Raw genomic sequence first — 11,429 nt, 5'->3', positions numbered from 1 at the left:
CACGGAGCCGGAGAGCCAGGGAAAAGGCTATGGCAGGCAGATGATCCGGTTTATCTGCGAGCATTACAGCGGCAGCTGCGACACCATGTACGTGGGGACCGGCAATTGCAGGAAGACCATCGGATTCTATGAGAAATGCGGGTTTGTCAATTCTCATATTGTGGCGAACTTCTTTGTGGACCATTATCAGGAGCCTATCTATGAGGATGGAGTCCGCCTGGTGGACATGGTGTACCTGAAGAAGCGGCTGGAGTCTGAAGTGGATGTAAAGAAAGTGGTGGACCTGGCCCTGGAGGCGGGAAGGATCCTCTTAAAAAACGGAGCAGAGATCTTCCGTGTGGAGGAGACCATCACCCGGATCTGCCAGCGGTTCCATGTGGATCAGGTGGACATCTTTACACTGAGCCACGCCATCTTTGTCAGCGCGGAGAACGGGATGGAGGAGGCTTACACGAAGGTGAAGCATATCCCTCTGTCCAGCGCCCATCTGGGGATCGTGGCGGAGGTGAACGATCTGTCCCGGGAGATCGCGGCCGGGCGGGTGACCATGGAGGAGGCGGCAAAGAAACTCAAGGAGATCGATGAGATGCCGCCTAAGCGGCCCTATTTCCAGATCCTGGCGGCAGGGGCCTCAAGCGCCAGTCTTGGATTTCTCCTGGGGTCTACGGTGACGGAGAGCGGGGTTGCCTTCCTTATCGGGTGTCTCTTGTATGTGTGGGTGCTGACGGCAAAGCGCCACCATATGTCCAAGATCATCGTCAATCTGGTGGGCGGCGTGGTGATCACGGCGCTGGCGCTGTTAGCCCGGCAGATCCCCTTCTGGGAGACGCTGAGGCTGGAGGGTATGATCAGCGGCGCCATCATGCCTCTGGTGCCGGGAATGGCTTTCGTGAACGCCATCCGGGATATCGCGGACAGTGATTTCCTCTCCGGTACGGTGCGGATGATCGACGCCCTTTTGGTATTTGTCTATATCGCCATCGGCGTAGGTATTACGCTGAGTCTTTATAACAATATGATGGGAGGGGTGATCCTGTGATCCAGACGATCTTGCTGCATATTTTTGGATCTTTCGTGGGGACGGTGGCCTTCGCGGTGCTGTTCAACGTGCCGAAGCGGTTCTACCTGTGCTGCGGGCTTACCGGGACCGCCGGGTGGATGATCTACCTTGCGCTGACCGCAGGTTATGACCTTTCGCCGGCGCTTGCTTCCTTCTTTGGAACTCTGGCCGTGGTGCTGATCTCAAGGATCCTGACGGTGCGGATGAAGTGCCCCATCACCATCTTCCTGATCTCCGGGATCATTCCCCTGGTGCCCGGGGCGGGAGTGTATTTTACCGCCTACTATCTGGTGACAAACCGGATGGCCCTGGCCGGTCAGCGGGGAATGGAGGCTTTGAAGATCGCTTTTGCCATTGTGCTGGGCATCGTTCTGATCGTATCCATCCCAAGAGAATTCTTCCAGATCCGCTACTGGCGCCAGAGAAAGGCTCTTAAGAGAAGGGGAAAGGCTTGAGAGCGGAAATCATCTATGATACAATAAGTCTAATCATAGAGAGTTTTAGCGGGGAGGGATGGATATGTTAGAGAGAACACTGCTGCAGATGCTTAAGGAGAGCAGATATACCACGGTGCTGAGCGGCTATGAGATGCTGCTGGAGAACGGATACCCGGCGATCCGGGACGGAAGTGAATCTTATGACATTGAAGCAAAGTACGGGTTTTCCCTGGAAGAGATGTTTTCCAGTGGTTTTTATTCCACAAGGAAGGAGCAGTTCTTCGAGTTCTACCGGAATGAGATCTTAAGTTCTCTGGATATCCCACCGGGGAAAGGCTTCGTGGATCTGGCAAAGCTGCAGCAAAAGGGCCTGATCCAGTCGGTGATCACCAGAAGGATCTACGGGCTGCCGGGAAGGGCAGGCTGCCAGAATGTGATCAACCTGCACGGGAGCGTTTATGAGAATCACTGTCCCAGCTGCGGGCGGAAGTATCCGGTAGAGTATATCCGGGAATCCAAACGTGTGCCGCTGTGTGAGCATTGTCACGCGCCCATCCGGCCGGATGTATGCTTCTTTGGAGAGATGGTGGACAACAGTGTGATCACCCGGGCGGCGGAGGAAGTGCAGAAGGCGGACCTTCTGATTGCTCTGGGAACCAACCTGAACACTTATCTGTGCACCCAGCTGGTGAACTACTATGAAGGAGAAAAGCTGGTGGTGGTCCACTCCACACCGCATTTTTCAGACCGGTTCGCGGATCTGGTCATCGACCAGAGAGTGGACGAGACATTAGAGAATATCATCAAGGAGTTAGGAGAGTAACCATGGAAAGAGTAAGAACAAGATTTGCGCCCAGTCCCACCGGGCGGATGCACGTGGGAAATTTGCGGACCGCGCTTTACGCCTATCTGATCGCGAAGCACGCAGGGGGAGATTTCATCCTGCGGATCGAGGATACGGATCAGGAGCGGTTTGTGGAAGGGGCGCTGGAGATCATATACCACACCCTGGAGGAGACGGGGCTTGTCCATGACGAAGGCCCGGACAAGGACGGGGGAGTAGGCCCCTATGTACAGAGCGAACGCAATGAGTCGGGCCTGTACCTTAAGTACGCCAAACAGCTGATCGAGCAGGGGGATGCCTACTACTGCTTCTGCGACAAGGAGCGGCTGGATTCCCTGAAGGCCAAGGTGTCGGACGACGGGACTCAGATTGTGGTGTATGACAAGCACTGTCTTGGTCTTAGCAAAGAAGAGGTGGAGGCCAACCTGGCAGCCGGGAAGCCTTATGTGATACGGTTTAATATGCCCACAGAAGGGACCACCACCTTCCATGACGACATTTACGGGGATATTACCGTCCCCAACGAAGAGCTGGAGGACCTGATCCTGATCAAGTCCGACGGTTATCCCACCTATAATTTCGCCAATGTGATCGACGACCACCTGATGGGGATCACCCATGTGGTCCGGGGCAATGAGTATCTTTCCTCTGCGCCCAAGTACAACAAGATCTATGAGGCATTCGGCTGGGATGTGCCGACTTACGTGCACTGCCCGCTGATCACCGACGAGAATCACAAGAAGCTGTCCAAGCGCTGCGGACATTCTTCCTATGAGGATCTGATCGACCAGGGATTTGTGACGGAGGCAGTGGTAAACTACGTGGCTCTTCTTGGCTGGTGCCCATCCGGGACCCAGGAGATCTTCTCCCTGGAGGAACTGGTGAAGGAATTTGACTACCGGAATATGAGCAAGTCCCCGGCGGTCTTTGATATCGTGAAGCTGAAATGGATGAACGGAGAGTATCTCAAAGCCATGGATTTTGACCGGTTCTACGAGATGGCCAAGCCTTATATCCAGGAAGTGGTCAAAAGAGACTGCGACCTTAAGAAGATCGCGGCTCTTGTGAAGACAAGGATCGAAGTATTCCCGGATATTCCGGAGCAGATCGATTTCTTTGAGGAGCTGCCGGAATATGACACTTCCATGTACTGCCACAAGAAGATGAAGACCAATGAGGAGAATTCTCTGGAGGTGCTGACGGATCTGCTGCCCAGGCTGGAAGCCCAGGAGGATTTCAGCAACGACGCTCTGTTTGAGACGCTGAAGGGATATGTGGATGAGAAGGGCGTGAAGACCGGATTCGTTATGTGGCCGGTGCGCACCGCCGTCTCCGGCAAACAGACCACGCCGGGAGGCGCCACGGAGATCATGGAGATCCTGGGCAAGGAGGAGTCCCTGCGCAGGATCCGCAAAGGCATCGAGATGTTAAGCAAGTAAGAGGTATCTATGGAGTTAAATCAAGCTCAGAAGCAGGCGGTCGCCTGCAAGGACGGACCCTGTATGGTCCTCGCCGGTCCCGGTTCCGGGAAGACTCTTACCATCGCAAAAAGAATCGAATATTTGATCACCAGGTATCAGGTAAGGCCAGAAGAAATTCTGGTCATTACCTTTACCCGGTATGCCGCTATGGAGATGCGCCAGCGGTTCTGCCAGGTGATGGGGGAGGGGACTTATCCCGTTACTTTCGGGACCTTCCACGGATTTTACTACGGGATCCTGAAATGGGTCTATGGAGCCAGGCATATCCGGCTGCTCACCGGGGAGGAGAAAAAAGGGCTGCTCCTGCAGATCCTCTCGGAACTTTCGGCGGGAGAAGGGCCGGAGGAGGAAGAAGACCTGGTGCGGGACCTGGCCGGCGAGATCGGCAGTGTGAAGAACCGGATGGAAAAACTGGAGGAATATGAGCCAAAATGCTGCGGAAAGGAAAAGTTCCGGAGCGTTTTTGAATGCTATGAGAAGCGGAAGAAAGAGATGGGGAAGATCGATTTCGAAGATATGCTCCTCTACTGCCTGAGGCTGTTCCAGACCCGGCCGGATATCCTGAAGCGGTGGCAGCAGCGGTTTTCCTATATCCTGGTGGACGAGTTCCAGGATATCAACCAGGTGCAGTATCAGGTGCTGCGTCTTCTGGCGAAGCCCCGGGACAATCTTTTCGTGGTGGGGGACGATGATCAGTCCATCTACGGATTCCGGGGAGCCTGCCCGGGGATCATGCAGGAATTTGAGAAAGACTATCCCAAAGCCCAAAGGATCGTCCTCGGGACCAATTACCGGTCCGGAGGCTTTATCGTGGACGGAGCCCTGCGGGTGATCGCAAACAACAAGAAGCGGTGTGCGAAGAAGCTGCAGGCAAAAAAGGCAAAAGGGGAAGTGGTCCACATCCAGGAGGTAAAGGACCCGGTGGAAGAAAGTGGGTATGTGCTGCGGGAGATAACGGAGCTTGCCCGGGCGGGGGAACCCCTCTCCCAGATGGCCGTTCTGTTCCGCACGGCGGCGGAAGGCCGGGCGCTGGCAGAGCTTCTGGCCGCCCGGGGGATCCCTTTTGTCATGAAGGAGAAGCCGGAGGATCTCTATGCCCATTTCGCGGTAAGGGATCTGATAAGTTATCTCTCCCTCTCCCAGGGGCGGATGGAGAAGCGGCATCTTCTCCGGATCGTGAACCGTCCTAACCGCTATATCGGAAGAGACAGTCTTGGGGAGGAGCCGGTGACCTACGAGTCCCTGCGGAATTTCTACTGTGACAAGGACTGGATGCAGGATCGCATCGATCAGCTGGAGTGGGATATGAAGATGATCGAAAAGCAGACGCCCTATGCGGCCATCCAGTATATCCGTAAAAGCATTGGCTACGATGAATTCTTGAAGAGTTACGGGGAGTACCGGCAGACAGACTGGAAGAAATGGGCGGAGGTGCTGGATGAAGTCCAGGAACTGTCCAAAGGCTGCCGCACCATCCCGGAGTGGCTTATGCACATTGAGGAGCGAAAAGAATCCGGGACCAGCCGGCAGAAAACGCCTGGAACAGGAGTATCCCTTCTCACCATGCACGGAGCCAAAGGGCTGGAGTTTGACACGGTGTTCATCATCCGTGCCAATGAAGGAGTGATCCCCTATAAAAAGGCAAGGATGGAAGCAGAGGTGGAGGAGGAGCGCCGCCTGTTCTACGTGGCCATGACCCGGGCGAAAAAACGGCTTTTTGTCAGTTATGTCCGCGAAAAAAACGGGAAGGACGCAAGTCCCTCCCGCTTTGTGGGTGAATTATTCCATATCCGGTAATTCTTCGAATTCCTGTTCATCCATCCATTCATCGAAGGCATCGGCGGCGATCTCATATTCTTCATCGTCGTCGATATTTTCCAGAGTCGGCTCGCCGTCTACTTCCCGGTAACGGTAGAGATAGACGTCCCCGGTGGCTTCCTCGCCGGCCTCGTCCATGGGGAGCAGGGCGATATACTCATTGCCGCCCGCCTCATAGGTGGTGAGGACGGCGCATTCTACCACCTCATCGTTGTCCAGTGTGAGAGTGACGGTGATCACATCTTCTTCCAGGTTTGTGTTTTGTGCACCCATATCTTCGTTCTCCTTTTGCTAAAGATACTCTAACTGTACCAGAGGCAGGGGCAAAAAGCAAGGATGCAGTAGTCAAAAGGATAAAAATGTTGTAAAATATAATTGTATGTGCACAGGCACACATAAGGAGGATCTTAGATGATGAAAAGAAGAGGCTTACAGATACTGATGATGCTGGTTTTGATCTGTACCTTGGGAATATCAGCCTGCAAGAAGGACGTGGGTACGCCGGAGGACAATGCCGTGACGGAGCCGGAGGAAGAAGAAGGTGAAGGGGAGGCGGAGGAGGAGTCCTATGTGATCGGTTTTTCCGCCATCGATATGGAGAATCCTTATTTTATCACGCTGGAGAGCGCGGCCAGGGAGGCGCTGGAAGCGGAAGGCTGCCAGATGATCACCAAGGATCCGGGGACGGATCCGGATCTGCAGGCCAGCCAGATCCAGGAGATGATCGACGAGGGGATTGACGCCATCCTTCTGACCCCGGTGAACTGGGAGGAGATCACTCCGTCTCTGCAGGCTTTGCAGGAAGCGGGGATCAAGATCCTCAACGTGGACGCTCAGGTGAAAGAAATGGACTATGTGGACGCCTATATCGGATCAGATAATTATACTGCCGGTCAGCTCTGCGGAGAAGATCTGATGGAGAAGCAGCCGGAAGGCGGCAAGATCGCCATCCTGGAATGCCCCACCCAGAATTCTGTGAATGACCGGATCACCGGATTTGAGGAGACCATCGCCGATGCTGAGAATGGGTTTGAAGTAGTTGCCCGGGCGGATACCGGTGGCCAGTTTGAGCGGGCGCTGGAGGAGACCCAGGAGATCCTGAAGGAATTCCCGGATCTGACGGCGATCATGTGCGGCAATGACCAGATGGCTGTGGGAGCCAAGACGGCGGTCAACCTGGCGGAGATGAAGGATGTGATCATCTATGGCGTGGACGGTTCCCCGGACATTAAGAAGGAACTGAAAAAGACAGGGAACCAGATCGCGGGGACAGCGGCCCAGTCTCCTATCAATATGGGGAAATCTGCGGCGGAACTGGTACTGAAGATGTTGAAAGGCGAGCCTTTTGAGAGGGAGACTTACGAGGAAGTCTTTATGATAAATGCGGAAAATGTAGACATGTACGGAACAGACGGATGGCAGTAGCCGCAGGAAAGGGGAACTATATGAAGAAAACAGAGGGGAAACCACTGCCGCTTGGAGTAAGCGGCGAGGGAGAGAAGATCAATTTCTCCGTGGCAGTGCCGGAAGGGAAGTCCTGCAGTCTTCTGCTGTACCGGGCGGGAGAGGAGAAGCCCTGTCTGGAATATCCCATGGAAGAGGTCTTCGGGGAAGTGCGCTATCTTGCGCTGGAGGACCTGGATAAAGACTGCCGGGAATACAATTACCGGACAGAGAAGGAGATCTTCGTGGACCCGCGTGCCAGGGCCCTGGCAGGACGGGAAGCCTGGGGAGAAGAACGGGACGTTCAGAAGCATCAGGTCCGTGGAGTTATTGAAAAGAGCGGTTATGACTGGGAAGGGGACGCACCCCTGGAGATCCCGGATCATCAGGTGGTGGCGTACAGTCTTCATGTGAGGGGATTTACCAAGGATCCCTGCTCCAAAGTGAAGGGCAAGGGGACGTTTGAGGGACTCAAAGAAAAACTTCCCTATCTGAAAGATCTGGGCATCAACCAGATCCAGTGTATGCCGGTGTATGAGTTTGAAGAGTGCGGGCGCTATCGCAATTACTGGGGATACGGGCCGGCATATTGGTTTGCGCCCAAAAGCGCTTATTCTGCTCTGGGAGACGGCCCCCGGTCCCTGAAGGATCTGGTGAAGGCCTGCCACAGGCAGGGGATGGAACTGGTGCTGGAGATGCCGTTCTCGGAAGGAACGCCTGGATTCCTGGCGGAGGAATGTCTGCGGTATTACCGGATGGAATACCACATTGACGGATTCATCCTGAATCCACTGACGGCACCCATGGACAGCATCCGGCAGGATCCGCTGCTTAAGAAGACCAAGATCCTGCGGCATGATATGGAATTTATGAATACCATGCGCCGGTTCCTGAAGGGGGACGAAGGAATGGTGGACAGTGTGATCTACTGGCTGCGCCATATCTCGAAGGAAGGCGTGTGCAACACCATCACCGGTCATACCGGGTTTACCCTGAACGACCTGGTCTCCTACGACGGGAAGCATAACGAGGCCAACGGGGAGAATAACACGGACGGGCCGGATTACAATTACAGCTGGAACTGCGGGGCGGAAGGGCCTACCAGAAAGAAGGAAGTACTGCAGCTGCGGGAGCGGCAGATGAGAAACGCCCTTTTCCTTCTTCTTACCGCCCAGGGAACTCCCTGTCTGCTGGCGGGAGATGAGTTTGCCAATTCCCAGAAGGGAAATAACAATGTATACTGCCAGGACAATCCTACCGGATGGCTGAACTGGCGGAAACTGGAAAAGGAAGAGAAGCTGTGCGGCTTTGTGAAGGATCTGATCCGGCTGCGCAAAGCATATCCGGTGCTGTGTCCGGCCCGGGAGATGCTGGGACTGGACCAGACCCGCTGCGGAGTGCCGGATGTATCCTATCACGGGGAGAACGCCTGGCAGGCGCCCAAAGAAGTGTCCAGCAGGCAGCTGGGCGTCTACTACAGCGGCGCAGTGGCAGGGGGCGACGATTGTTTTATCGCCTATAACATGCACTGGCTGGAGCATAAATTTGCCCTGCCGGCCCTTCCAAAGGGGAAAGCATGGCATGTGATCGCCTCTACAGACGAGGGCGTGCTGGAGACGCCCCGGCAGTTGAAGCAGCAGAGGCAGATAGAAGTGAAAGCCAGGACCATCCTTATCCTGGCCGGGAAGTAACCGGATGGAACTTACTTCTTTTCAGCTGAAATGGATCGCCATCTTCTCTATGGCGGTGGATCACACAGGGGCGCTGTTGTTCCCGGAGGCCTTGTGGATGCGCGGGATCGGGAGGCTTGCATTTCCCATCTTTGCCTTCCTTCTGGCGGAAGGGTACTACCATACTCACGATGTAAAGCGGTATCTGCTGCGGCTGTGGCTTTTCGCCCTGATCTCGGAGATCCCCTATGACCTGGCCTTCCAGGGGACCTTACTGGAGTCTGGAAGCCAGAACGTGTTCTTTACTCTGGGACTTAGCCTTGGGGTGCTGGAACTTCTGGGACGGCTCCATGAGCCGGCAGGGCAGGTGATAGTTCTGGTGTGCGGGCTTATGATCGGAGAGTGGGCAGGAGTGGATTACGGATTCCTGGGTGTGCTGCTTCCGGTGATCTACGGAAGATTCCGGGAATCTTCTTTTGGCCGGCTATGCATGGGCGGGCTGTGGAACTTCCTGTGGCAGCCGGGGATCCAGTATCTGGGAGTGCTGGCCAGTGTGCCCATCGGGCTGTATCGCGGAAAACAGGGGAGAAAGATGAAGTATTTCTTCTATCTTTTTTATCCGGTGCATCTGCTGATCCTGTACGGGATCCGGATCTGTCTGTAGATGATAAAGGAATGAGGAGACAAACATGAAAGCGTTGGAACATTTGCGGACCATCAATCATCATAAATGGCTGGTAATGAAGCATTGTTTTAAGGTGGGCCTGTATAAGCAGGGCCTCCTTCATGATATGTCCAAATATACGCCCACGGAATTCCTGGTGGGCTGCCGTTATTATCAGGGTAATCGCAGCCCCAACAACGCGGAACGGGAGGCTACCGGCTATTCTACAGCCTGGCTCCACCACAAGGGCAGGAATAAGCACCACTATGAATACTGGCTGGATTACAGTGTGGATCCCGGGGAAGGGATCGTGGGGCAGAAGATGCCCATCCGGTATGCGGTGGAGATGTTCATGGACCGGGTGGCGGCTTCCAAGACTTATATGGGCGACCGCTATACCGTCAGCCATCCCCTGAAATATTACGAGCAGGGTGCGGAGAAGCTGGGGAAGATGATCCATCCCGAGACGGCGGCGCTATTGAGACATCTGCTGGAAATGCTGGCGGAAAAGGGGGAAGAAGAGACTTTCCGCTATATCCGCAAAGAGATCCTGAAAAATAAAAAGTAGAAATTGAAAAGTGAAACCAAATGCAATAGAATAAAACCAGAATGTGACGATCAAAGGAGGAATCATCATGGATTACGCAAAGGAGTCCCTTCGCCTGCACGGGGAGTGGAAGGGGAAAATTGAAGTGAACGCAACGGTGCCGGTGGAGACAAAGGATGACCTTTCCCTGGCATATACCCCTGGAGTCGCCCAGCCCTGCCTGGAGATCCAGAAAGATATTTCCAAAAGTTATGAGCTAACCCGCCGGCACAACCTGTGCCTGGTGGTAACCGACGGTTCTGCAGTCCTTGGCCTTGGCAATATCGGACCGGAGGCCGGAATGCCGGTTATGGAGGGGAAATGTGTGCTTTTTAAGGCCTTTGGCGACGTGGATGCATTCCCGATGTGTATCAAGAGCCAGGATGTGGACACCATCGTGGAGACCATTTATCAGGTGTCCGGAAGCTTTGGCGGCGTAAACCTGGAAGACATCGCCGCGCCCCGCTGCTTTGAGATCGAGAAAAAGCTGAAGGAGCGCTGTGATATCCCCATTTTCCATGATGACCAGCACGGAACGGCAGTGGTAACTCTTGCGGGCCTTAAGAATGCCCTGAAGCTGATTGGCAAGAAGATGGAGGACATCGAGATCGCGGTGAACGGAGCGGGAGCCGCGGCTATCGCTATCTCCAAGTTGCTTCTTTCCGCCGGTGTGAAAGAGATCCGTCTCTGCGACCGCACCGGGATCATCTATGAGGGAAGAGAGAAGGGGATGAACCCCATCAAGGAAGAGATGGCTAAGATCACCAACCGGGATAAGAGAACCGGCGGCCTGGCGGAAGCGGTAAAGGGCGCGGATGTATTTATCGGAGTCAGCGCGCCCGGCGCACTGACGGTGGATATGGTGAAGACCATGAACAAGGACGCCGTCATCTTTGCCTGTGCCAATCCTACGCCGGAGATTTTCCCGGACGAGGCAAAGAAGGCGGGGAACGTGGCAGTGATCGCTACCGGACGGAGCGATTTCCCCAATCAGGTCAACAACGTGCTGGCTTTCCCGGGAATCTTCCGTGGCGCTTTCGACGTGCGGGCAAGCGATATCAATGATGAAATGAAGATCGCGGCGGCAGAGGCGCTGGCAGCCATGATCCCGGACGACAAGCTGAACGCGGACCACATCATCCCGGCGGCCTTTGAGCCAGGCGTGGGAGCAGCGGTTGCCAAGGCTGTGGCCCAGGCGGCAAGAGACAGCGGCGTGGCGAGACTGTAGATGATAAAGCAAGCTGCCTGCTCGGCCAAGAGACAAGGCGGCTTGCTTATTTTCTATAATTCAGAATTTAATATTTTTTTGGTTGACATTTCTGACCCGATGTAGTAACATATCTTTCGGACGATTTAATCGCCATGCGGAAGTGTCGGAACTGGCAGACGAGCAAGACTAAGGATCTTGTAGCTTTCGGGCTGTGTG

The 11,429-nt window shown here is 54.7% G+C and carries 11 protein-coding genes; 10 read left to right on the top strand and 1 reads right to left on the bottom strand.

Translation table 11 applies throughout. The features are described from left to right. The 5 genes from ACML7B_RS07870 to ACML7B_RS07850 all read left to right on the top strand — a co-directional run. Window positions 1-1,039 (top strand): GNAT family N-acetyltransferase (locus ACML7B_RS07870; protein ID WP_418540451.1); only part of this gene is annotated, 1,039 nt, incomplete at its 5' end. Next, complete coding sequence (locus ACML7B_RS07865) at window positions 1,036-1,515, top strand: threonine/serine exporter family protein (RefSeq protein WP_418540449.1); 480 nt, start codon at window positions 1,036-1,038, stop codon at window positions 1,513-1,515. The genes ACML7B_RS07870 and ACML7B_RS07865, both read left to right, overlap by 4 nt. Before the next feature lie 64 nt (window positions 1,516-1,579). Continuing rightward, the gene (locus tag ACML7B_RS07860) at window positions 1,580-2,320 is read left to right on the top strand and encodes an SIR2 family NAD-dependent protein deacylase (RefSeq protein WP_346708653.1); all 741 of its coding nucleotides are present in this window, start codon (window positions 1,580-1,582) and stop codon (window positions 2,318-2,320) included. Between the two features lie 2 nt (window positions 2,321-2,322). Then, on the top strand, window positions 2,323-3,780 hold the full coding sequence (gene gltX / locus ACML7B_RS07855; RefSeq protein ID WP_418540447.1) for a glutamate--tRNA ligase: 1,458 nt from the start codon (window positions 2,323-2,325) through the stop codon (window positions 3,778-3,780). Window positions 3,781-3,789: 9 nt separating this feature from the next. Then, on the top strand, window positions 3,790-5,619 hold the full coding sequence (locus ACML7B_RS07850) for an ATP-dependent helicase (RefSeq protein ID WP_418540445.1): 1,830 nt from the start codon (window positions 3,790-3,792) through the stop codon (window positions 5,617-5,619). Here ACML7B_RS07850 and ACML7B_RS07845 read toward each other — a convergent pair. Then, complete coding sequence (locus tag ACML7B_RS07845; RefSeq protein WP_346708650.1) at window positions 5,602-5,913, bottom strand: DUF1292 domain-containing protein; 312 nt, start codon at window positions 5,911-5,913, stop codon at window positions 5,602-5,604. The genes ACML7B_RS07850 and ACML7B_RS07845 overlap by 18 nt on opposite strands. 138 nt (window positions 5,914-6,051) lie before the next feature. Here ACML7B_RS07845 and ACML7B_RS07840 point away from each other — a divergent pair, with 138 nt between their 5' ends. The 5 genes from ACML7B_RS07840 (at window position 6,052) to ACML7B_RS07820 (ending at window position 11,231) form a co-directional block, all read left to right on the top strand. Continuing rightward, on the top strand, window positions 6,052-7,065 hold the full coding sequence (locus ACML7B_RS07840) for a sugar ABC transporter substrate-binding protein (RefSeq protein ID WP_418540441.1): 1,014 nt from the start codon (window positions 6,052-6,054) through the stop codon (window positions 7,063-7,065). 20 nt (window positions 7,066-7,085) lie between these two features. Beyond that, on the top strand, window positions 7,086-8,774 hold the full coding sequence (locus ACML7B_RS07835; RefSeq protein ID WP_418540439.1) for an alpha-amylase family glycosyl hydrolase: 1,689 nt from the start codon (window positions 7,086-7,088) through the stop codon (window positions 8,772-8,774). Between the two features lie 4 nt (window positions 8,775-8,778). After that, window positions 8,779-9,417, top strand: coding sequence for a TraX family protein (locus ACML7B_RS07830; RefSeq protein WP_418540436.1), 639 nt, complete (start codon window positions 8,779-8,781; stop codon window positions 9,415-9,417). 25 nt (window positions 9,418-9,442) lie between these two features. Further along, window positions 9,443-9,985: a DUF5662 family protein gene (locus tag ACML7B_RS07825; RefSeq protein WP_418540434.1), complete on the top strand. Its 543-nt coding sequence runs from the start codon at window positions 9,443-9,445 to the stop codon at window positions 9,983-9,985. Between the two features lie 67 nt (window positions 9,986-10,052). Next, complete coding sequence (locus ACML7B_RS07820) at window positions 10,053-11,231, top strand: NAD(P)-dependent malic enzyme (protein ID WP_346708640.1); 1,179 nt, start codon at window positions 10,053-10,055, stop codon at window positions 11,229-11,231. The last annotated feature ends 198 nt before the right edge of the window (window positions 11,232-11,429 follow it).

The organism is Massilistercora timonensis (assembly GCF_048354975.1).
Taxonomy (GTDB): Bacteria; Bacillota; Clostridia; order Lachnospirales; family Lachnospiraceae; genus Massilistercora; species Massilistercora timonensis.
Note: the sequence above shows the minus strand (reverse complement) of the source record. Positions and strands in the feature narration are given on the sequence as shown.